This window comes from Mycetohabitans sp. B46 (assembly GCF_037389205.1).
Classification (GTDB): domain Bacteria; phylum Pseudomonadota; class Gammaproteobacteria; order Burkholderiales; family Burkholderiaceae; genus Mycetohabitans.
In genome coordinates this window covers 18,296-39,511 of record NZ_JADBGL010000018.1, presented here as the reverse complement: position 1 = coordinate 39,511, position 21,216 = coordinate 18,296, and the positions used below count along the sequence as shown (strand labels likewise).

At 63.8% G+C, this 21,216-nt stretch carries 20 protein-coding genes and 1 pseudogene; 10 read left to right on the top strand and 11 right to left on the bottom strand.

The genetic code is table 11. The annotated features are described in order from the left end of the window. The first annotated feature begins 44 nt into the window (after positions 1 to 44). Positions 45 to 1,247, top strand: a complete 1,203-nt coding sequence (locus IHE30_RS14605; protein ID WP_443193686.1) for an MFS transporter — start codon at positions 45 to 47, stop codon at positions 1,245 to 1,247. A 560-nt stretch (positions 1,248 to 1,807) separates the two neighbouring features. After that, the gene (locus IHE30_RS14600; RefSeq protein ID WP_337691667.1) at positions 1,808 to 2,506 is read left to right on the top strand and encodes a dienelactone hydrolase family protein; all 699 of its coding nucleotides are present in this window, start codon (positions 1,808 to 1,810) and stop codon (positions 2,504 to 2,506) included. Positions 2,507 to 2,591: 85 nt separating this feature from the next. Here IHE30_RS14600 and IHE30_RS14595 read toward each other — a convergent pair. The 4 genes and pseudogenes from IHE30_RS14595 to IHE30_RS14580 form a co-directional block, all read right to left on the bottom strand. Beyond that, positions 2,592 to 2,807 (bottom strand): annotated as a pseudogene (locus tag IHE30_RS14595) (high-potential iron-sulfur protein); the annotation flags it as partial. Between the two features lie 60 nt (positions 2,808 to 2,867). Beyond that, positions 2,868 to 4,112, bottom strand: a complete 1,245-nt coding sequence (locus IHE30_RS14590; RefSeq protein ID WP_337691665.1) for a multifunctional CCA addition/repair protein — start codon at positions 4,110 to 4,112, stop codon at positions 2,868 to 2,870. A 7-nt stretch (positions 4,113 to 4,119) separates the two neighbouring features. Then, complete coding sequence (locus IHE30_RS14585; RefSeq protein ID WP_337691664.1) at positions 4,120 to 4,329, bottom strand: hypothetical protein; 210 nt, start codon at positions 4,327 to 4,329, stop codon at positions 4,120 to 4,122. A gap of 58 nt (positions 4,330 to 4,387) precedes the next feature. After that, positions 4,388 to 6,361, bottom strand: coding sequence for a lytic transglycosylase domain-containing protein (locus IHE30_RS14580; RefSeq protein WP_337691690.1), 1,974 nt, complete (start codon positions 6,359 to 6,361; stop codon positions 4,388 to 4,390). Between the two features lie 33 nt (positions 6,362 to 6,394). Here IHE30_RS14580 and IHE30_RS14575 point away from each other — a divergent pair, with 33 nt between their 5' ends. Then, a complete protein-coding gene (locus IHE30_RS14575; protein WP_337691663.1) occupies positions 6,395 to 7,018 on the top strand; it encodes a 5-formyltetrahydrofolate cyclo-ligase in 624 nt (207 codons plus the stop codon). Positions 7,019 to 7,034: 16 nt separating this feature from the next. On the opposite strand, the gene IHE30_RS14570 is transcribed toward IHE30_RS14575, so the two are convergent. Next, positions 7,035 to 7,547, bottom strand: a complete 513-nt coding sequence (locus IHE30_RS14570; RefSeq protein ID WP_337691662.1) for a winged helix DNA-binding protein — start codon at positions 7,545 to 7,547, stop codon at positions 7,035 to 7,037. Between the two features lie 189 nt (positions 7,548 to 7,736). On the opposite strand from IHE30_RS14570, the gene pxpB reads away from it, so the two are divergent. From pxpB to IHE30_RS14545, 5 genes are all read left to right on the top strand, one after another. Continuing rightward, entirely contained in the window at positions 7,737 to 8,390 is a 654-nt protein-coding gene (gene pxpB / locus IHE30_RS14565) for a 5-oxoprolinase subunit PxpB (RefSeq protein ID WP_337691688.1), read from the top strand. 61 nt (positions 8,391 to 8,451) lie between these two features. Further along, positions 8,452 to 9,480, top strand: coding sequence for a biotin-dependent carboxyltransferase family protein (locus IHE30_RS14560; RefSeq protein WP_337691661.1), 1,029 nt, complete (start codon positions 8,452 to 8,454; stop codon positions 9,478 to 9,480). Between the two features lie 15 nt (positions 9,481 to 9,495). Next, positions 9,496 to 10,272, top strand: coding sequence for a 5-oxoprolinase subunit PxpA (gene pxpA, locus IHE30_RS14555; RefSeq protein ID WP_337691659.1), 777 nt, complete (start codon positions 9,496 to 9,498; stop codon positions 10,270 to 10,272). Between the two features lie 74 nt (positions 10,273 to 10,346). Then, positions 10,347 to 11,087 carry a DUF969 domain-containing protein gene (locus IHE30_RS14550; RefSeq protein ID WP_337691657.1) on the top strand — a complete coding sequence of 247 codons (741 nt, stop codon included), beginning with the start codon at positions 10,347 to 10,349 and terminating at the stop codon, positions 11,085 to 11,087. Beyond that, entirely contained in the window at positions 11,087 to 12,043 is a 957-nt protein-coding gene (locus IHE30_RS14545) for a DUF979 domain-containing protein (RefSeq protein ID WP_337691656.1), read from the top strand. Before IHE30_RS14550 ends, IHE30_RS14545 begins: the two co-directional genes overlap by 1 nt. Here the strand turns inward: IHE30_RS14545 and IHE30_RS14540 are convergent. Beyond that, the gene (locus IHE30_RS14540) at positions 11,964 to 14,564 is read right to left on the bottom strand and encodes a hypothetical protein (protein WP_337691655.1); all 2,601 of its coding nucleotides are present in this window, start codon (positions 14,562 to 14,564) and stop codon (positions 11,964 to 11,966) included. The two genes, IHE30_RS14545 and IHE30_RS14540, sit on opposite strands and share 80 nt — an antisense overlap. A gap of 64 nt (positions 14,565 to 14,628) precedes the next feature. On the opposite strand from IHE30_RS14540, the gene IHE30_RS14535 reads away from it, so the two are divergent. Further along, positions 14,629 to 14,805, top strand: coding sequence for a hypothetical protein (locus IHE30_RS14535; RefSeq protein ID WP_337691654.1), 177 nt, complete (start codon positions 14,629 to 14,631; stop codon positions 14,803 to 14,805). 277 nt (positions 14,806 to 15,082) lie between these two features. After that, positions 15,083 to 15,742 carry a pyroglutamyl-peptidase I gene (gene pcp / locus IHE30_RS14530; protein ID WP_337691653.1) on the top strand — a complete coding sequence of 220 codons (660 nt, stop codon included), beginning with the start codon at positions 15,083 to 15,085 and terminating at the stop codon, positions 15,740 to 15,742. 218 nt (positions 15,743 to 15,960) lie between these two features. Here pcp and IHE30_RS14525 read toward each other — a convergent pair whose 3' ends face one another. Genes IHE30_RS14525 through IHE30_RS14505 form a run of 5 tightly spaced genes read right to left on the bottom strand, consistent with a single transcriptional unit; the run spans position 15,961 to position 21,175 of the window. Next, positions 15,961 to 17,070, bottom strand: coding sequence for a TraB/GumN family protein (locus IHE30_RS14525; RefSeq protein ID WP_337691652.1), 1,110 nt, complete (start codon positions 17,068 to 17,070; stop codon positions 15,961 to 15,963). After that, positions 17,063 to 18,070, bottom strand: coding sequence for a peptide ABC transporter ATP-binding protein (locus IHE30_RS14520; protein WP_337691650.1), 1,008 nt, complete (start codon positions 18,068 to 18,070; stop codon positions 17,063 to 17,065). The genes IHE30_RS14525 and IHE30_RS14520 overlap by 8 nt, the downstream gene beginning before the upstream one ends. Beyond that, complete coding sequence (locus IHE30_RS14515) at positions 18,067 to 19,236, bottom strand: ABC transporter ATP-binding protein (RefSeq protein ID WP_337691648.1); 1,170 nt, start codon at positions 19,234 to 19,236, stop codon at positions 18,067 to 18,069. The genes IHE30_RS14520 and IHE30_RS14515 overlap by 4 nt, the downstream gene beginning before the upstream one ends. Continuing rightward, a complete protein-coding gene (locus IHE30_RS14510) occupies positions 19,233 to 20,162 on the bottom strand; it encodes an ABC transporter permease subunit (protein ID WP_337691646.1) in 930 nt (309 codons plus the stop codon). The genes IHE30_RS14515 and IHE30_RS14510 overlap by 4 nt, the downstream gene beginning before the upstream one ends. A gap of 2 nt (positions 20,163 to 20,164) precedes the next feature. After that, a complete protein-coding gene (locus tag IHE30_RS14505; RefSeq protein WP_337691645.1) occupies positions 20,165 to 21,175 on the bottom strand; it encodes an ABC transporter permease subunit in 1,011 nt (336 codons plus the stop codon). Positions 21,176 to 21,216: the final 41 nt, after the last annotated feature.

Here is a 21,216-nt window from a genome sequence, read left to right as displayed (position 1 = left end):
GCTCGCCGCGGGGTTTATTTGTGCCCAATCCATACTCTTCAAATGTGCCTGACTCAGCCGCCCCGTCACCCGCCTCCTTCACCGCGCGGCGACTGCCGCGCTCAGCGCTATGGCGCGCGCGCGTCGCGACGATGGCAGTCTTCTTCGTGAGCGGCATGCTGTACGGGTCGTGGGGCGTGAACATACCAACGTTACGCGACAAATTTGCACTAGACGCCGCACAGTTGTCCGTCGCGCTGTTCGCAGTGGCCAGCGGTTCGATTGCGGCAATGCTGCGCGTCGGGCCATGGCTTGCCAAGGTAGGTACGCGCCGCGCATACCTGATTGCCGGCCCCGCGATGGGGGTCAGTGCGTCGCTCGTGCTCACCATGCCTTCCTATATCGCGCTGCTGGCCATGCTTGCGCTGTTCGGGGTCACGATGGCCACCGTCGATGTCGCGATGAATGCCGAAGCCAGCGCGATCGAAAACGCCGCCGCCAAGCCGATGATGTCATCGTTGCACGGCATGTGGAGCGTCGGCGGCATGGGCGGGGCTGCTGCCGGTGCGGCGTTGCTTAGCCTAGGTATCGCCCCTGAGCTGCACATGGCTGTGGTGTCATGGATAGCCGTCGCCGTCCTACTCACGGCCCGCGGCCTCATGTTGCCGCATGTCGCCGAGAAACGGCATCCGCCGCAGCCGGGCACGCCACGCAGCGGCTCGCGCGATTTGGTGCTGCTCGGCAGTGTCGCGCTGATCGCGCTGATCGCCGAGGGTGCCATGTACGACTGGACGAGTGTTTATATGCACGACATCGTGCTGACCAGCCCCGCTTTTGCCGGTATTGCGTACGCGTCGTTTTCAGCCGGCATGGCTATCGCACGATTCGCGGGCGACTGGGTTCGCGCCCGTCTCGGCGCACCCCAGCTCGTCCGCCTGAGCGCGTTGCTCGCCTGTGCCGGCATAGTGATCGCGTTGCTGCTGCCTTTCCCGTATATCGTGCTGACCGGCTTCACGTTGATGGGACTCGGAATGGCGAACATGATGCCGGTATTGTTTGCCGCGGCGGCCAACGTCAAAGGCGTGCGCGCCGCGGAGGGTCTAGCGCGCGTTGCGGGAACGGCATATGTGGGACTGCTGGTTGGCCCTGTGCTGATCGGTGGCGTGGCCCAAACCACGACGCTACCGATTGGACTATCGGTTGTCGCGCTGTGCGCAGCGCTGGTCGCCGTCGTCGGGCCGCGGGTCCTGAAACGCGTCGGACTGTGAACCTCTCTCCATATCGCTTGGAATGTCCGACGCGCTCTGATTCGCGTTAAAAATGCAATGAACCCCATTATCCAGCGTCCGATACTCGGCAACTCATCGGCGCCATTGGTCGTCGATGATACGGCGCATCGTGCCCTCTCACTCTGAAGTTGTCGTTGTCCGAGATACCGCCTGAACGTTTGCAGAATCGAGGACGATATAAGTGAAAAAGGCACACGCGCCGCATCGGCGCGTGTTTTTGACAGGCGACGTCACAAGCTGCGTGCCAGGGTAGGCCATTGAATTAATTGAGGGGAATACTTTGAGATCGTGGAAGCAACCCTAATGGCAGACCATTGCTGAATATCAAAAAATACACGCCACGGGTATACGCCACGGGAAAACCCGCTATTTTTACAAGACGTAAGCCAGTCATTCGTGCACGCGTCACCGCCGATCGCGTATTCAATTCCGGTCACAGCTGCAACGTGCCGCACCGGCGAGGCGCGCGCAGGAATTGAAATGGTGGCACACTGGTCAGCCCTTCCCATTCGGTTCTTTTTAGCGACTCGGAGGTCAATGTGACTACGCATTCGACATGGCGCGACATTGCCACCCACGACGGAACGTTCCAAGCGTATCTCGCGCTCCCGCATACCAGCAAAGGTCCCGGGATCGTACTGATCCAAGAAATCTTTGGGGTCAACCAGCATATCCGCGAAGTGGCCAACCAGTACGCGGCGGACGGCTACGTGGTATTGGCGCCAGACATTTTCTGGCGCAGCGAGCCGCGAGTCGAACTCGGGTACGACGATGCGGACCGCAGCCGGGGCATCGCGCTGATGCAGCAGGTCGACTTTGGCAAGACGTTGAAGGACCTCGCCGCGACTGCGCAGGCGCTGCGCGCGCTACCGGAGCAAGATGGCAGGATCGCCGCGATCGGCTACTGCTTCGGCGGGCTGCTCGCCTACCATCTGGCCGCGTACGGCTCGGTGGATGCCGCAGTCGCCTATTATGGCGGCGGCATCCAGAATCAATTGGACCGCGCGGCACAGGTGCATGTGCCGATACTGTTTCACTATGCCGAGCAGGACGCGAATATCCCGCTATCCGCGGTGGATCAGGTCAAGGAGCGCTTTACGGGCCGAGATAATGCCCAATTTCATCTGTACCCAGGCGCACATCACGGTTTCAACTGCCCACATCGCGCAACTTACCACCAACGGGCAGCCGCGTTGGCTCATGGGCGCACGCTGGCTTTCCTGGTCGAACACCTGTAGCCGTCCGGAACATAGGATGGGGTGGTAGGTAGATAGGCACGCACGCGGCAAGGCTTAGGAGGGCGGGCCATGCGGCTCGCCAGACTATCGGGCAGGGGGCGAACGCGTCGGTTGGCTTGCCTTGGTAGAACGTGCAATTCGAGCAATCCTGGCCTGCCGCGTATCTCGCATACTTGGCCTTGTCCACCTTGGCCGCATCGGTCTTATAGCCGAACGCCTGGGCGGTGGAGTCCGTTTCCTGGAGCTTCGGCGCGTCTGCGAGTGCACGGCGTGACAGCGCTGCTGTGCGGTGGCGCTGCACAGCATAGCAAGCTTGGGCGTGGCGGTGACCCGTGAACTCCCCGAGATAGCCACCGGCACGCTACCGTGTACCCTCTCGTATCGCACACTCGACGGCCTGCACGCGCGCCGCATGCACGGCCTCCTTGATGCGGGCCGGCTCGCCGGCCGTGCGTTGCGCAATGGCACCGGCGTCGACGCTGCGAGCGGCCATCAGCGCGACGCGCAGTCGTTCAGCCTGCGGATAAGGATGGGACGCGAAATTCAGGCGCCCGCGCAAGTCCGCCTCGCAGGCCTGCAGCGCTTGCGCAAACCGAGCAGGCTTACGTAGCGCATCGCTGCGCTCGAGCAGGCGTACCAGCGCGGCCGCCCCCATCTCCATCACGCGATGGACATTGCCGTGTTCGCGCGCCACCAACACCGCCAGGTCGCGGCAATCGTTGGGCACCCTGAGACGCTCGCACAGTGGAAGGATGCGCTCAACGCTACGCGCCTCATGTCCAATGTGGCGCGGCAGCACATGGGGTGGCGTGTCGGCCTTGCCCAGATCGTGCGTAAGCGCGGCAAAGCGTACCGGCAGCGCATAGTGCCGCGCCGCCGTGTAGTCGATCACCATCATCACATGCACGCCGGTATCGACCTCCGGATGATAGTCAGCACGCTGCGGCACGCCGAATAGCCTCGCTACTTCGGGCAGCACGCGCTCCAGCGCGCCGCATTGGCGCAACACATCGAACATCCGCGATGGCTCGGGTTCCATCAAGCCGCGCGCGAGTTCCTGCCATACCCGCTCGGGCACCAGCGCATCGGCTTCACCCGCTTCGACCATCTGCCGCATCAACGCTAGCGTCTGCGGCGCAACAGTGAAATCGGTGAAGCGCGCGGCAAAGCGCGCCACCCGCAGCATGCGCACCGGGTCCTCGGCGAACGCGTCACTGACATGGCGAAACACACGCGCCTGCAGATCCGCCTGACCGTTGAACGGATCGATCACGGGCCCGTGCAGCATGCCATCGGGCGACACTGCCCGTGCCATCGCATTAATGGTCAGATCGCGCCGGGCCAGGTCCTGCTCCAGCGTCACGTCCGGCGCATAAAAAAACTGGAAACCGTGATAGCCGGCTGCCGTCTTGCGCTCCGTGCGCGCCAACGCATATTCCTCCTGCGTGCGCGGGTGCAGGAATACCGGAAAATCCTTGCCGACGGGGCGAAAGCCCTGCGCCATCATCTGCTCGGGCGTCGCCCCAACCACCACGTAATCACGATCCTGCACTGGTTTGCCCAGCAACGCGTCGCGGATGGCGCCACCCACTGCGTATATATTCATCAGCCGTTCACCTTTTTCCGGTCATGCGCTTCACGCTGTCGCGCGCCTCGCGCGTCGCACCGGTCAGATATAGCAGCGCCACGCTCTGCACGCTCGCAGGCTCGGGTATGCCCAGTTCCGGTGCGATGCCCGCATGCGCGGCGCAGGCGGCCACGATAAGGCGTGGCAATTCGACATGGGCGCGCGCGAACTCGAACACGACGCTCGTCTGTCGCATGATTCGCCGCTCGGAGTGAACACGACGCGCGATGCCCACGCTCGCGCACCATGATTCGTCACGGCGCGGGCAGGATCACGCCCAGGCGCGCCTTCAGCGACTGCGGCTGGCCCTCGAACAGCGCGCCATAGTAAGTCGTGTTCGACAGCACGTTCTTCACATAATCCCGCGTCTCTGAAAACGGGATGGTTTCCGCGAAGATTGCGCCCTCCACTGGCCGGTTGAGACCCTTTTGCCACTGGCGCGGCCGGCCGGGGCCGGCGTTGTAGCCAGCCGTCGCGAGCACGGCCGAGCCGTCGAACTGATTGTAGATCATCGACAGATAGTTCGTGCCGAGCAGGATGTTCGTGTCGATGTTGTTCATCTGCGCACGCGACAGCCTGCCCAGGCCGATTTTCTTGGCGACCATCTGCGCGGTGGCCGGCATCAGCTGCATCAAGCCGCTCGCGCCGACGCCAGAGCGTGCGTTGATGATGAAGCGCGATTCCTGTCGCATCAACCCATATGCCCATTCGATGTCCAGCCCGGTCTGCTGCGCATCGCGCTCGACCGTCTGGCGAAACGGCGACAAGTAGCGCAGCGTGAAGTCGTGTTGCTGTTGCGTGCGATCCGCGGTATTCACCGCGCGGTCGTACAGTTGGATGCGACGCGCGTACTCGGCGGCGGCGAGCAATTGCTGATCGCTCATCGAGCGCAGCGACCAATTCCATTCGCGGTTGCCTTCCAGACGCAGGTTCAGCGTATAAAAGCGCTGCGCAAGCGCGAAGCCGGGCACCTTGCTCATCGCATCCACTTGCGCATCGGTGACCTCGGTGCGCGGTGGAACCGTCGTCTTGCGACCGAGCTCCTCCGCGGCCAATTGGCCATAGAAGTGGAACTGCGCTGCGATCGATTCATATTCCTGCGCCGCAGCCTCCTTGTCGCCGGCCTGCGCCAGCGCACGGGCATGCCAGTAGACCCACGCGGGCTGCGCGCGCAACGTCGGCGGCATCTGCTCAATGCTCCAGCGCACCATGGCCCAGTCGCCGGCCATCAATGCACTGCGCACCCGCCATTCATAAGACAGCGGGCTCAACAGCGCACCGATCGTCAGGCGGTACCAGTGCGCGGCTGCCGGCAGCCGCTTGATGGCGCCCTGATATGCGATCGTTCCCCAGCCAAGCGCACGCTCTTGGGGCGTGAGCGCTTCGCTGACCGACGCGAAGGTCGTCGCGGCCAGCGCTGGGTCATTGCGCGCCATCGCCGTGATTGCGACCAACGCCAATTGGTGTGCCGCTGTATTCGGCGCAATCCCGCGCGCCAAATACAGCGGCGGAGACGACGTCGCCTGCTCGTACAGCACCGAATCAGGCCGGTCGCTGCCGAGCGCGTCGACAAGCTTGGACGCCAAGCTCGGATAGCCTTGCTCGAGCGCCAGCCGGATCTGCGCCCATACGTCATCGGCGCTGAACTGGTCGCGCTGCGCCAAATCGGTGATCAGGTCGATGCAGCCGTCGCCATACCATTTGGGCTCGACGAGCAGCGCACGCGCCGCGTCGGCGACATCCTGGCGCCGCGCCGCCTTGGACGCGAGCGCGTAGCATTTGACCTGCGTATCGTCGTCGAGCACGAACCGCACATATTGTGCGTCGAAATTGCGCCAATCATGGCGCGCGCCGAGCACTGCAAGGTAATCGTTGCGCATCCGGTCCGCAATCGCCTGGCCATCGTAGCGCGACAGGAAATCGAGCACCGGTGCGTCATTCGCATCGACACGCGCGTGGCCCTGGTCATCGAACAGTGTGGGCTTGATCTGGAAGTACGTTAGATACGACGCAGCGGGATAATCGGGAATTAATGCCGCCAGCCGCGCGGCGCCGGCCGCGTCGTTCCTGCGTGCCGCCTCGCGAAGCTGCACGAATATCTGGTCCGGATCGGACGGCACGACGCCGGGTAGCAGCGGTACCGCGCAAGCGCTGCCGCACACGATAAAAAGCGCCGCCGTCAACGCGACCGCGACCGCGCGATATACTCGGTGAACACGCACGGATATCTTCTTTTTCACGTTCAAACAAGGACTCTGCCAGTGGTCAAAAGCATAGCACGCGAGCCGGGGCTGCCGAGTGCAGAAAACGCAACGCGATCGTCGCTGAAGACGGCTTTGCGCGCCAGGCTGCTAGCCGAACGCGAGCGCTTCGCCGACACGCCGCAGCGTACGCAGGCCGATGTTGAATTGGCGGCGCGTCTGGCCGATGTGTTGCGGCAGTATTCGCCGCGGTGCGTAGGCCTATTCTGGCCGGTTGCCGCAGAGTTCGACGCGCGACGCGTGGTCGCGTACTGGCTGAGTGGCGACGCCGTGCGGCGGGCGGCATTACCGGCTATCGTCGCGCCGCACGCGCCGATGGCCTACCACATGTGGACACCCGGCTCGCCGATGAAGGAAGGGCGCTATCGGATTCCCGTGCCGGCGCACGAAGACAGCATCGTGCCGGACTTGCTGCTCGCGCCATGTGTCGGCTTCGACGCATCACGGTACCGGCTCGGCTACGGCGGCGGCTATTTCGACCGGACGCTGGCCGCCTGGCCAGCACACGCGGGCTCGCCGGTCACGGTGGGAGTTGCATATGAATGCTCGCGGGCGAACTCGCTGCCGCACGAAGCACACGACTTACCGCTAGATATCGTCGTCACGGAAGCGACCTGCTATTGATCGCCGCCCAATACGCTCAGAGCGACGTCGCAGCGCGCGCGGCTGTATCGTAGAGGCCTGACGCGGTGCGCAGCAACTGCGCGGCGTCGCCAATCTGCCCGTTGTCCAAGCCGGCCTCGGCCAGCGTCGCCATCAAGCAACCCTCGCGCACCTCGCGATACTTCAGACAAAGCTTGCGGCCGGTCTCGGTCGCCGAAAAAAACACCTCCTTGCCGGATTTCTCGCTGGCTACGTAGCCGCGCGCGACCAGCTTTTTCAGCGCGTACGTCGCCACGTGCGTATCCTCGATGTTCAGCACGAAGCAGATATCCGCCAGTTTCTTCTTGCGCTCGCGGTGTGTCACATGATGCAGCAGCGACACCTCGATTGCCGTCATGTCCTTGGCGCCCGCCGCGGACATGCAGCGCACCATCCAGCGATCGAACGCGTGGCTAGCCAAGATCAACCCATACTCGAACTCAGACAGCTCTGCACTGGTTTCAGATATGAGGTGTTCTGACGAGACAATCTTCGTTGGCGTGCGGATCATGCCAGATGACCGTGATTCGTTGCAGGGCCTTCAGTATAACGGCGGACAAGCGCTCAGCGATGTCTCGTGAAAACACTTATTGATAATTTCTCTATATTTTATTGACAATACGATATAAAAGTATGCCTGAGGCACGCGCGGATCCGCGTCCCCTTCACCAGAACACATGGCTATGGAGGCGAATCAATGATGACTGCACCAAGAATTTTTCCGCTGGGCGATCAGGCACTCGTGTGCGAACTGCCACCGCCGGCCACGCTCGCGTACCAGCAGCGCGTGTGGCATGTGGCCCGGATGGCACGCGACTGGCCGCATGTGCTGGACGTGGTGCCGGGCATGAACAACGTCACCCTGGTGTTTGACCCGATACATGCCGATCCAGACGGATTGGCGATACAGTTGCGCGGCGCTTGGGCGCGGGCCCCGGTCGAGGAGACAGCATGCCGCGTCGTCGAGATCCCGGTGCGCTACGGCGGTGAAGCCGGACCAGATCTGGAAAGCGTGGCGCGGCACACCGGCTACTCGCCTCGCGAAGTGGTTGAGCGGCACGCCGCCGGTGAATACGTTGTGTTCTTTCTTGGTTTCCAGCCCGGGTTCGCCTACATGGGCGGACTCGACGCAAGCCTGGCCACGCCGCGGCGGCACGAGCCGCGATTCGCGGTGCCGGCCGGATCAGTGGGCATCGGCGGCGAGCAGACCGGCATCTACCCGGCCACGTCGCCGGGCGGCTGGCAATTGATTGGGCGCTCGGACATGGTGCTATTCGATCCGGCCAGGACCCCGAGCACGGCACTGCTGCCAGGCGATAAAGTCCGCTTCATCATCGCAGAGGTGCTGGCATGAAAGACGCATGGGCTTGCACTGCGGCGCTGCAGGCGTACCATGATTGGGCAGGGAGGCGCGCATGATCGAGGTCATCCGCGCGGGGACGCTGACGACCATCCAAGACCTGGGACGCACCGGCCATCGCCAGTATGGCGTCTGCACCGCCGGCGCGCTCGACACCGTGGCGCTGCAGGTGGCCAACCGGCTAGTGGGCAACGTCCCGGGGGCGGCAGGGCTCGAATTGACCCTGGGGCCGGTGGTGTTGCGGTTCCCGCGTGCCGCACGCATCGCGCTGACCGGCGCCGACTTTCACGCCATGCTGGATGACCAGCCTGTCTACGCATGGCGCAGCCTGCCGGTGCAAGCAGGACAAACCTTGACGCTGCGCGCGCCGTCGATCGGCATGCGCGGCTACTTGGCGATTGCCGGTGGCATCGATGTGATGCCGATGCTCGGCTCGCGCTCGACGGATCTGGGCTCGCATTTCGGTGGTCTCGCGGGGCGGACATTAAAAGACGGCGATCGCTTGCCGGTCGCGCCACTGCCCGCGAGCGCGCGCGACCGAGTATTTAGCCCGGAAGCGCCGGCGTTTGGAGTCAAGCCACCATCGTGGTGTCCCCTGGCGCATCTTGGAGAGCGCACCGGTCAACGGCTCGGCGCCATCGCGACGCGCGTGCGGGTCATACCCGGCCCCGAATATGCCAGCTTTTCAACGCAGGCCCACGCCGCGTTCTGGAACGAGGACTGGTCGATCACGCCGAACAGCAACCGGATGGGCTTCCGGCTGGCCGGCCCAATGCTGGAACGGCAAAGCCCGATCGATCTGCTGTCGCACGGCGTACTGCCGGGCACCATCCAGGTGCCACCGAATGGACAGCCGATCGTGCTGATGAGCGACGCTCAGACCACCGGCGGCTACCCGCGGTTCGGCAGCGTGATCGCCGCGGACCTGTGGCTGCTCGCACAGGCCCGCTTGAACCAGCGGGTTCGTTTTATCCAATGTTCGTTGGAACAGGCGCGCAACGCACTGGTAGAACTCAACAAATATCTGCGCCATATCGAGCTGGCCATTGCACTACAGCAGGAGCGCTGTAAGGCTGCGGCATGAATTGAAGGCAGGGACATGGAAGTCGATCTGAACGCCGATCTCGGCGAGGGGTGTGGCAACGATGAAGCGCTGCTCGAACTAGTCAGTTCGGCGAACATCGCGTGCGGCTGGCATGCGGGCGGCCCCGGCATCATGCGTCAGAGTGTTCGCTGGGCCATCGAGAAAGGCGTGGCGATCGGCGCGCACCCCAGCTTCAACGATCCGGATAATTTCGGACGTGCCGAGATGGCGCTACCGCCTTCCGATGTCTATTCCGGCATGCTGTACCAGCTCGGCGCCCTTGCCGCGATCGCGCATGCCGAAGGCGGCAAGGTGGCTCACGTGAAGCCTCATGGCGCCCTGTACAACATGGCCGCACGCGATATCACGCTGGCCAATGCGATCGTTGCCGCGGTGCGCGACTTTGACCCGTCGTTGGCCGTGTTCGGTCTGGCGAACAGCCGTCTGATCGAAGCGGCCCGGCGTGCCGGGCTGCTCGCGATCGAAGAAGTGTTCGCCGATCGCGGCTACCTGTCCGATGGCTCGCTGGTGCCGCGCAAGCTGCCCGGCGCGCTGCTCGAGGACGAGGACACGGTGTTGGAGCGCACGCTGGCGATGATCCGGGACAAGCGCGTGAGGTCCGTGGACGGGCAGTGGGTGATGCTGAACACCCAGACGATCTGCTTGCACGGAGACGGGCCGCACGCACTCGAATTTGCCCGCCGCATCCGCGCGCGGCTGGCAAATGAAGGCATCCGGGTGCACGCAGCCCGCCACGTCGCGATGACGGCGGGCTGTGCACCCGATGCTTAACAACACAGCCCGGTCCATGAAGCCGGGTTTTTCATGCTTGTTCACCACCGCTGGACTTGCCAATCGGAGATCTTATGCAAACCACCATCAATCTTTGGCCACTGCTCGGAGTGGCCGTCATCATTGCCGGCTTCGTGCTGCGCTTCAATCCGATGCTCGTGGTCGCGGCCGCCGCGATCGTGACAGCCACCGCCGCTCATTATCCGCCGGCCAAAATCCTCGCGGAAATCGGTATCGGCTTTGTTAAGACGCGTAACCTTCCGCTGATTATCCTGCTACCGCTCGCAGTCATCGGCTTGCTGGAGCGTCACGGGCTACGCGAGCGGGCTCACCAGTGGATCGCCGGCATCAAGTCCGCCACCGTGGGACGCTTGCTGATCGTCTATCTGTTCGTGCGGGAAGTAACCGCCGCGGTGGGCCTGACCGGCCTGGGTGGTCATCCGCAGATGGTCCGTCCGTTGATCGCGCCGATGGCCGAAGGCGCCGCGCAAACGCGCTATGGTGCGCTTGCCGATGCGGTGCGGTATAAGCTGCGGGCGTTCTGCGCGGCCACCGACAACGTCGGCTTGTTCTTTGGTGAGGACGTGTTCGTGGCATTCGGCGCGATCGTGCTGATGACCACGTTCCTGCATGAAGCAGGCATCGACGTCATGCCGTTGCACGTCGCGCTGTGGGGTATCCCGACCGCAATCTGCGCCTTTCTGATCCATGGCACGCGGCTGTACCTGCTCGACCGGTCGCTGGATCGAGAACTGCTGAGCCAACCGCGCGGCGCCGGCGCCCCCTCCAACCAATCAAGCGGAGAGCAAGCGTAATGCTGTCAATCAACTACCTTTACTGGCTGGTGGGCATCCTGCTGGCAATCGTCGCGGGCATGATCATCACTGACACCACGCATCCGAAGCGCTGGCTGTCTGGCACATTCTGGGCCCTGGCGGCCATCATCTTCCTAATCGGCGAGCGTCTGCCGGCTGAACTGGTCGGCGCCTTCGTCATCGTGATGGCGCTGATCGCCGGATTCGGCGGCGTGACCGGCGGCAAGGCGAAAATGCTAACGGCGGAGTTGCGCACGGCGAGCGCGAAGCGACTCGGCAACAAGCTGTTCCTTCCAGCGCTGACGATCCCGGCCATCACCGTCGTGCTCACGCTGGCCGCGCCGCACCTGAAGGTCGGTGGCACGCCGTTGCTGGACCCGAAGAACGTCACGCTCGTGGCATTCGGCATCGGCTGCCTTGTCGCCGTGGCGTTCGCGTGCCGGCTCACGCGTGACACACTTGCGCAGTCGACCCGGGAAACACGGCGCCTGGTCGATGCGCTGTCGTGGGCGGTGCTGCTGCCGCAGATGTTGGGCATGCTGGGACTCGTGTTTTCGGACGCAGGCGTAGGCAAAGCGGTGGCCCACTTGACCACGGCCTACATCAACATGGACCTGCGGGTGATCGCGGTCGCGGTGTACTGCATCGGCATGGCGCTCTTTACGGTGATCATGGGCAACGGCTTTGCCGCGTTCCCGGTGATGACCGGCGGCGTCGGCGTGCCGGTGCTAGTCGGGATGTTCCACGCTGACCCGGCCGTGATGGCCGCGATCGGCATGTTCTCCGGCTATTGTGGCACGCTGCTTACGCCGATGGCCGCGAACTTCAACATCGTGCCGGCGGCGCTGCTGGAGTTACCCGACAAGAACGCGGTGATCAAGGCGCAAGTGCCGACTGCGCTGGCCATCCTCGTGGCCAATATCGTGCTGATGAACGTGCTGGCGTTTCGCGCGTAGCATTGGGCTGGGAGAAGCCAGCCTGCGTGGCAAAGCTGGCTCTCGTGTCAGCACTGGCGCTGACAGCGGCGGGCGTGGCAGCGGCAACTGTGGCACTAGCAGCGGCGGCCTTGGCACTAGCAGCGGCTGCCGCGGCAGCAGCAGCCTTGGCACCGACAGCGGTGGCCGTGGCGTTGCCAGCTTCGCTCAGTGCCGCCCGCTGCATGGCGGTGCGCTTTGCTGGATGCAGCTCGCCTTGGCTGGCCATCCGTTGCTCCCATGCGTGCCCAATGCGCGTCGATTGGAGTTCCGTCTCGACCAGCTTACCGCGCAGGTCCTTGTAGCGTACCGGCGCTTCCTTCATCAGGTACGTCGCCAAGCGCTCGTGGCTGGCTTCCAGGTCCGGCAGCGGCCTATCCGCATCCGGCAGCCTGCCCTGTTGCGTGCTAATGAACTGTTCGATTACGCAAGCAAGCAACTGCCGGCTGCCCGGGGACCCCGCGTGCCGGCTCGCCAGCGCGCTCAGTGCATCACGCACGAGCACAGCCTGGCGATATAGGCATTCGTCATTTTCAAGGTCGCGGCTTAATCCCAGCACAAGCCGCTGTACCTCGGATGCGGCCACGTCCGGCGTCGACGCGGCGGCAGGGGTTGGCACGCCCGCCACACCGCGACGATGCGCTGGCATCGCGCGTATATCGGCATTGAGCCCGCGCTCGATATGGCAATACGCGCGGTGCTTGGTTTCAAGCTTGCGCTCCAGATAAATCAGTTGTATCTCGATCATTTGCTTGAGCACGCGCGCCTGCTCGGCATGATTCGCTGGATCGGCAAGCCACGCTTTCAGGCTCGTGCGTGTCAAATGGCGCCGCGACTCATTCCATGCATTGCGTGCCGCACCGGACGCATTGCGCCACGCGCTGCGCGCGGCCTGCGAGACCCGTGTCTGCGCATCCGGACGGACCGTACGAGCAAACGCCGAGGCAGCCTTGGCCCGGCCCACTACCGCCTCCCCGGTACGCCGCGCGAGTTGCGTCAATTGCTGCTTACCATTAGGTTTGGGGCCCCGCCGGCGAATCACCTCGTCGTCGTCGGCTGTGTAGGTATATTGATCGTCAAACCGCTTCGCACATTGTGCGGCCACATCGGCAAGGAAGGCCTGGCGCTGGTCCTCGCGTGCCGCCGCTTGGTAATAGAAGAGCTTACGCAGATCAAAACCTGCCCCTGGTCGATCGTCCGCGCATAGCAGATCGACACTCGCCAAGAAATGCCGATCGAGTTCGGGGTCATCATCGTGATAATAGCGCTGGTAACGCTGAAGCTTGCCGTGACCCTTCAAGTACTGCATTGAGAAAAAGATCATCGCGGCACTGGCTAGACCTGTCCCGGCCATCAGCACGACCGGCGCGGCTGGCGTCGCGAGCGCGGTGCCGCCCGCCGCGACAATGCCAGCCAGCGCCAGCTTGGAGACCGTGCAAGCGGTATAGAGACCGCTACCGGCAACAAACCCTTTATTCCAGTCTGTATAGTGTGTGAAGAACGCATCGTGCTGCTGGGTCTTTTCGCGAAGAAAGCGCGCATAGCGCTCGCTAAGCGTATGCTCGTCATACGGCGGATCCATTGACGCACCGCCCCGGCAATCCGCTTCAGCTCGTTTCAGCCAGGCAGCTATTCTCGAATCCGTGCCTTGCTTTTCTGCACGGAACGCGTCGCGCTTTTTACGTGACTTGTGCAGCATGTAGCCGCCGAGCGCCAGCGAACCAGCCGCAGCCATCGGACCCAGTGCGGCCGCACCGACTATGCCTGCAGCGCCGGCGGCGGTTGTTGCAGCGGCGCTACCCTGCTGTCCAATATAGACGCCCTTTAACGTGGTATCGACAATGCATTTGGTCGCAATGGCGCTACCAGAGACGAATGAGCTGGCACCAATTACCTTGTCCGCATCGTTCTGCTTGCGCAGAAAGCGCAACGCGGCACGCCGCTCCTGCTTGATGGTCGTGAGCTTGGGCAGCGGCTGATCGCTTACAGGCGTCGCATGCGTGCCCGTACCCTCATTGCACTGCTCTGCCGTGCCAACCACGTTGTGACGTCGCGCCTCAAGCAAGGCAGAGAGCGCCTGCAGCACGACTATTTCCTCGTTCACTTGATCGAGCGCCTGCGCTAGCCCCTTGTCCATCTTGCGCGCGCGGCGCCATTCAGCAAGACCCTCCTTGATCGCCAGCCCCGCCAGCGCCAGCAGCGGCCCAGTCATGCCGGCGGTCACCGCCACATCCGCGATGCCATGCGGAATGCCCGCATCCTTGAGCCATCCCACCGGGTCATGCGCAAGCAATTCTGATGCTTGCCTGAATGCTGCTTCAACGCCAGCGCCGTCACCCTTTGACACTTGGATCAGCGTCACGACCATCACGTACAGGCAATGCACGAACTCGTCTGCATCGATCGCCAGCGCGCCGCAGCGGTCTGAGTGCTCGCCGAGCCGCTGCTCCACCAGTCGCTTCACTTGGGCATAAAGCTCGCTAGGACACGCTAGTTCCAGCATCGTGGCCGGAGCCGTGCCGCGACGCCATGCTTTCAATTTTTCGAGGGTTGCAGCATGCTGATTGATGAAAGAGCGGGACGTTGTACCCAATCGAAGACTTTTTGGCGACGCCTTCCGGCATGAGCGCGTGCCGTCGCTGATGGCGTTTAATTCCTCCAGCAGTCCTGAACAGTCGGCAACGGACGCGATCTCCGCCTCGATCCTCGGCGGACCGGAATGGACATCGGCTTTGTCTTGGTGAACACGCTTTTTCGTCCGCGAGGCGCCTGCCAGGGGCAAGTCGATTGAGAAGGTAGGAAAGCTTAGCATGGGCTGCAGTCAAACAATGGACGCAATCCATATTAACGATAATAATTATCATTTACGATTTTAATCCGAAGCGAGACGCTTTCGCGCGCACGACGCCGTTATGCGAATTGAATGGCTTTTGCCCATGCCGCCGGGCATCCTATCATTTCGGTCGTGCGCCGCCTTGCTACGTCGCCATCGAGAGTCACTTCATTCAGGAAAATCGAACGATGCACACCGTACTGCTAACCGGTTTTGAGCCATTCGACAATGAACCGATCAATCCATCATGGGAGGCCGTGCACGCACTCGACGGCGCGCGGATCGCGACCCCGTCTGGCGACGCCATCGTACACGCGCGGATGATGCCAGTGCGCTTTCGTACGCTCGACCAGGCGCTGCTAGACGCGCTCGATGCAACGCGTCCGTCGCTGGCAATCTGTGTCGGCCAAGCCGGCGGGCGTCCCGACTTGTCCGTCGAGCGCGTCGCCATCAACGTGGACGATGCCCGCATCCCGGACAATGACGGTTACCAGCCAATCGACGCTCCGATCGTCACCGACGGGCCGGCGGCTTACTTCTCCACGCTGCCGATCAAGGCGCTCGTCCATGCGCTGCGCGAAGCCGGCATCCCTGCGTCGGTGTCGCAAACGGCCGGCACTTTCACGTGCAACCACCTCTTCTACATCCTGTCGCACTACATCGCGACACGCGCACCGCAATTACGCGGTGGCTTCGTGCATATACCCTATACGCCGCGACAGGCCGCGCGCCACCCAGGCCAGCCCAGCCTGTCGAGCGTGTCCGTCATTGAAGGGTTGAAGGTCATCGTGCGGACTGCCTTGTCAGTGCGCATGGATTTGCCAGAAACGGGCGGCGCGTTGCACTAAACGGTCCACGCTGGCCTGCCGCCTCAGCACGGCCCGGCCGCATCCGCACTAGCCTGTCACCCCGGCACGGCACGACCGCATCCGCACGATCCGCCGCCTCGGCATAGCCCGGCCGCATCCGTGCTAGCCTGCCACCCCGGCACGGCACGACCACATCCGCACGATCCTATCGCCTCGCCGCCAGCGCCGTGATGGCGACGCGAGCAGCCCAGCCCACGTCAGCGCGGCACGACGTCAAAACCACGATCTCGCAATAGCGCGAGCACGCCCTTCGGCCCACCAAGATGCAGTGCGCCGATCGCGACGAAGATCGGCCTATTGGGCTCGGCAAGCAGCAGCATACGCGCAACGAAACGCTCACTGCGCTGGTACACGATCCGATCGTCAATGCGCCGCGACAACGTCGGCGAGCACGCCAGTTTCGCCGATTGCCGCGCCTGCCAGTTTGCCATCGCATCCGCATCACCGGCCCGCCATAGCGCATGCAGGATGCGCACGTCGGACACGTTGTCGGCCGGCGTCTGCCGCAAGTCCTGTGCGAGCATCTCGCGTTGCTCGGCGAGCGTCAGTCCGGTAAAGGCGGCGATTTGCTCATCGCGCGTCTCAAGACCGTCGATACGCCCCACGTACAGGTTTTCGAGCTGGGGCTCGGAGCCGTATTCGGCCTGCAACCCGGCCGACAACGAGTCGTAGGTCTCGATCAGCATCGCCGCCAACCATGGGCGTGTCTTGCGGATCGCCGCAAGCCCGGCTGGATTGCCGCGCATGCGACGCACGATCTTCGCCCACATATCGGCCGGCAACAACCGTGGCAGACACGCATACGAGCACATGCCATAACGCGTCACATCGCCCTGCGACACCACCAGGTCGTCGGGGGAAAGCTCAAACGCCACGCGCGACGCTGTGCGCAACGCGTCAATAATCGGTTGCCGGAACGGCTGTTCGGCGGGATAGTCAGCCGAGTCGCCAACGTGCAGCGTGCCGAACAGGTACAGGGTTAGGGCGCCTTTGGTCGCGACATAGAACGGCATGTGTGCAGGCCGCGGCACCCTCGCCTGGGCGGTGCCGGGCTCGCTAGGCGCCGATCCGTCGTCAGCTTGCGGCGCCGGCTGACCGTGCTGGCGCAGCGGCGTGGCCGCCTCGGTCTGGCTGGCAGAGCGCGGCACGGTTGACGGCCCCAGTGAGGCCTGCATCATGGACGCGCCGGACAACGCGTGCGCGGAGGATGCGATACCGGCCCACAATGCCAAAGCGAGCCGCCACGCGAGCAGCTTGGCCAGACCGGTATTGTGTCGCGCGCGGCGGCCGCGCCGCCACTCAAGCATTCATCTCCTCCGCACGATGGCAAGCCACTTGGCGGCCATCGACGTCGCGCAACCTCGGCTCCTCGGTCACGCACCGCTCGATCCGATACGGACAGCGCTGATGGAATGTGCAGCCGCGAGGGGGATTCAACGGCGACGGCAGCTCCCCCTCCAGCTTGATCTTGATGCGACGCTCGGATTCAAAAATAGCCGGGGTGGCCGACATCAACGCGCGCGTGTACGGATGCCGCGGCCGCGCGAAGATCGTTGCTTTGCTCCCCCGTTCCGCGATGCCGCCGAAGTACATCACCATCACATCGTCGGCGACGTGCTCGACCACCGCGAGGTTGTGTGAAATGAACACGTAGCTGGTGCCGAACTTATCCTGCAGATCCATGAATAAGTTCAAAATCTGCGCCTGGATCGACACGTCCAGCGCCGACACCGGCTCGTCGGCCACGACGATGCGCGGCGTCAGGATCATCGCGCGCGCAATTGCCACACGCTGCCGCTGCCCGCCGGAGAACATGTGCGGATATCGCTTCGCGTGCTCGGGTCGCAGGCCGACCGTGCGCATCATCTCGGCGATGCGCGATGCTCGCTCGCCGGCGCTCATCTCGGTATTAATCGCAAGCGGCTCGGCCAGCGTCTGCTCGACTGTCTTGCGCGGGTTCAACGACGCAAACGGATTCTGGAACACCATCTGGGTGCGTTTGCGCAACACGGCTAGCTGTTCATGCGTGGCGGTCGCCACATCGGCACCATCGATCAACAGGCGGCCGGACGTCGGGCTCTCGACCATCGTCAATTGCCGCGCGAGCGTTGACTTACCACATCCCGACTCGCCGACGACCGCCAGCGTGCGGCCACGGGCGAGCGCAAACGACACACCGTTGAGCGCCTTCACGGTGGCCGTGCCGAACATGCCGCGGCGCACCTCGTAGTGCTTGGTCAGTCGGTCCGCAACTAGCACGGCATCCTCGGCCGCCGCCGTGTCGGGGGCATGCGCCACCGCGCTCATCGTTCACCTCCGTTCTCGTGCGCGCCGCGCCCATGCGGATCATGCCGGTCGGCCACGCCGCCGGCGGGCGGCACGATCGGCGCCACGACGCCCTCGCCTGCGTCGTCCCCCGGCGTCGCGCCGGCCAGCGCGATGCGCCCCGCATCGAATATCGGCACCGCGACCTTGTCCACATTCAGCACCCGGATGCATCGGGCGCGCATCGCGTCGTCCTGCGCATCAAGTTGCGCGAGCGCGGGCCGCCCCTTCCCACAATCGTCGACCACATACTTGCAGCGCGGCGCGAACAGGCAGCCACTGGGGCGGTCGCCGCGGCCTGGTACCATGCCGGAGAGCGCCGTGAGTCGCCGCGCGCCTCGGTTATGCTCCGGGATGGCCGCCAGCAGCGCCTCCGTGTACGGATGGTGCGGCGCCGAGAAAATGTCCGGCACGCGGTTCATTTCGATGATCTCACCCGCATACATCACCGCGACCCGCTGCGCGACCTCGGATACTACGGCCAAGTCGTGCGAGATCAGCACGAGCGCCATACCTCGCTCCTTCTGCAACCGTACCAACAGATCCATGATCTGCGCCTGGATCGTCACGTCCAGCGCGGTAGTCGGCTCGTCGGCGATCAGCAGCTTCGGGTTGCACGCCACGGCCATCGCAATCATCACGCGCTGGTTCATCCCACCCGACATCTGGTGGGGAAATGCGTTGATGCGGCTGCGCGCGTCCGGGATGCCAACCTGCTCGAGCAAGTCCAGCGCGCGGCGCTCCAGGGCCGCGCCGCGCAACCCTTCGTGCAACCGCAATACTTCCTTGATCTGGTAGCCGACCGTATAGCTGGGATTTAGACTCGTGAGCGCGTCCTGGAACACCATCGCGATGTCCTTGCCGATGATGCGCCGGCGCTTGGCCGGCGACGCGCGCAACAGGTCAACGCCGTCAAAGCACAACTCATCGGCGCGGACACGCCCCGGCGGGTCGATCAGCCCCATCAAGGCCATCGACGTGACGCTCTTACCCGAACCGGATTCGCCGACAATGCCAAGCACCTCACCGGCGGCCACCGACAGATTCACGCGATCGACCGCGACTAGTCCGTCGAAGTCGACATGCAGGTTGCGGATCGTCAGCAACGGCGTGCCTGCATCGCACGGTGCATTCGAATTCGATCTCATGACAGCCTCTTCAATTTTGGATCGAGTGCATCGCGCAACCCGTCACCGAGCAGGTTGATGGCCAGCACGGTGACCAAAATCGACAAGCCCGGCATCGTGACGATCCACCACGCATTGTCGATGTAGTCACGTGCGGAAGCCAGCATCGCACCCCATTCGGCTGACGGCGGCTGCACGCCCAGCCCAAGAAAGCCAAGCGCGGCGGCATCGAGGATCGCGGTCGAGAAGCCCAGCGTGGCCTGCACGATCAACGGCGCGGTACAGTTGGGCAGCACCTGAGAGAACATCAGGCGCAGCGTGCTAGCGCCCGCCACGCGCGAGGCGGTCACATACTCCCTGTGCAGCTCACCGAGCGCAGACGCGCGCGTGAGCCGCACATAGGCGGGCAGCGAGACGATTGCAATGGCCAGCATCGTGTTGGTCAGTCCGGGACCGATCACGGCCACGACCGCCACCGCAAGCAACAACGACGGCAGCGCGAGCAGCATATCCATCAGCCGCATGATCGGCGCGTCGCCCCAGCGCGGGAAGAAGGCGGCGGCCAGGCCCAGTACGATGCCCGGTAACAGCGCCAAGACGACCGACACCAGGCCGATGAAGAACGACAGCCGCGCGCCGTACATCAGCCGTGACAGGATGTCGCGCCCAGCTTCGTCAGTGCCCAGCACGAACTGCCAGTCGCCGCCGGCGAGCCACGCCGGCGGCAACTTGACGAACTCCCGGTACTGCTCGATCGGGCTATGCGGCGCCAGCAGCGGCGCGAACAGCGCGACCACAACCAATATCGCGACCACCCCGAGCGCGCCGACAGCGCCACGGTTGCGCGAGAACTGGGTCCAGAATTCGCGCGCCGCCAGCACGCGTCCGGACGGCGGCGGCGTCACCGCCTGCTGCGATGACAGGGGTTGGGTTGGCAAGTCTGCCATCGTTACCTCGTGTGGCGAATGCGCGGATTAAGCACGCCGTACAGCAAATCGACGAGCAGGTTGACCAGGATGACCAGCGTCGCGATCATCAGGATGCCGCCTTGCACGACCGGATAGTCGCGGCGCGAGATTGCGTCGATCAGCCACTTACCGATTCCAGGCCACGAAAACAGGGTTTCGGTTAACACCGCGCCTGCAAGCAACGTGCCGACCTGTAGCCCGATCACCGTGACAACGGGAATCAGCGCATTGCGCAGCGCGTGCACGAGGACGACCCGCGCCGGCGATAAGCCCTTGGCACGTGCAGTGCGGATATAGTCCTCGCGCAGCACCTCGAGCATCGACGAGCGCGTCATCCGCGCCACCACTGCCAGCGGAATCGTGCCCAGCACCACCGCCGGCAGGATCAGATGCGTTACGGCGGACTGGAACGCGCCCTCATCAGTGGACAACAGCGAATCAATCAGCATGAAGCCGGTCGTATAGGGGATGTCGTATTCCACCGCGATGCGCCCGGACACCGGCGTCCAACCGAGCGTGACCGAGAACAGCATGATCAGCAGCAGCCCCCACCAAAAAATCGGCATCGAATAGCCGGTCAGCGCGGTCCCCATCACCGTGTGATCCAGCCACGAACCGCGCTTGAGCGCCGCGGCGACGCCCGCCGGCAGGCCGAGCAGCAGCGCGAACGCCATCGCGCAGACCGACAGCTCCAGCGTCGCCGGAAAGCGCGCGAGGAACTCGTCCATCACGCTGGTATTGGTGATCAACGATGTGCCAAGATCGCCATGCAGCGCGCGGCCCACATAGTGCAGATACTGCCACGGCAGCGGCTCATCGAGCCCCAGGCGATGCAGCGCCTCAGCATGCATCTGCGGATCGACGCCACGCTCGCCCATCATCACTTCGATGGGATCGCCGGGTATCAAATGAATCAGCGCGAACGCGAGAATGGTGATGCCGATGAACGTCGGTATGACCATGCCCAGGCGGCGCAAGACAAAACGGATCATGAACACTCCCGTTTGTGGGTGCCAGTGCGTGAGCGGCGGCG

Coding starts and splice junctions, on each gene's coding strand:
- IHE30_RS14590 (WP_337691665.1), bottom strand. CDS start 4,112: ATGAATATATACGCAGTGGGTGGCGCCATCCGCGACGCGTTGCTGGGC.
- IHE30_RS14585 (WP_337691664.1), bottom strand. CDS start 4,329: ATGCGACAGACGAGCGTCGTGTTCGAGTTCGCGCGCGCCCATGTCGAA.
- IHE30_RS14570 (WP_337691662.1), bottom strand. CDS start 7,547: ATGATCCGCACGCCAACGAAGATTGTCTCGTCAGAACACCTCATATCT.
- pxpB (WP_337691688.1), top strand. CDS start 7,737: ATGACTGCACCAAGAATTTTTCCGCTGGGCGATCAGGCACTCGTGTGC.
- IHE30_RS14560 (WP_337691661.1), top strand. CDS start 8,452: ATGATCGAGGTCATCCGCGCGGGGACGCTGACGACCATCCAAGACCTG.
- pxpA (WP_337691659.1), top strand. CDS start 9,496: ATGGAAGTCGATCTGAACGCCGATCTCGGCGAGGGGTGTGGCAACGAT.
- IHE30_RS14550 (WP_337691657.1), top strand. CDS start 10,347: ATGCAAACCACCATCAATCTTTGGCCACTGCTCGGAGTGGCCGTCATC.
- IHE30_RS14545 (WP_337691656.1), top strand. CDS start 11,087: ATGCTGTCAATCAACTACCTTTACTGGCTGGTGGGCATCCTGCTGGCA.
- IHE30_RS14540 (WP_337691655.1), bottom strand. CDS start 14,564: ATGCTGGAACTAGCGTGTCCTAGCGAGCTTTATGCCCAAGTGAAGCGA.
- IHE30_RS14535 (WP_337691654.1), top strand. CDS start 14,629: ATGAAAGAGCGGGACGTTGTACCCAATCGAAGACTTTTTGGCGACGCC.
- pcp (WP_337691653.1), top strand. CDS start 15,083: ATGCACACCGTACTGCTAACCGGTTTTGAGCCATTCGACAATGAACCG.
- IHE30_RS14525 (WP_337691652.1), bottom strand. CDS start 17,070: ATGCTTGAGTGGCGGCGCGGCCGCCGCGCGCGACACAATACCGGTCTG.
- IHE30_RS14520 (WP_337691650.1), bottom strand. CDS start 18,070: ATGAGCGCGGTGGCGCATGCCCCCGACACGGCGGCGGCCGAGGATGCC.
- IHE30_RS14515 (WP_337691648.1), bottom strand. CDS start 19,236: ATGAGATCGAATTCGAATGCACCGTGCGATGCAGGCACGCCGTTGCTG.
- IHE30_RS14510 (WP_337691646.1), bottom strand. CDS start 20,162: ATGGCAGACTTGCCAACCCAACCCCTGTCATCGCAGCAGGCGGTGACG.
- IHE30_RS14505 (WP_337691645.1), bottom strand. CDS start 21,175: ATGATCCGTTTTGTCTTGCGCCGCCTGGGCATGGTCATACCGACGTTC.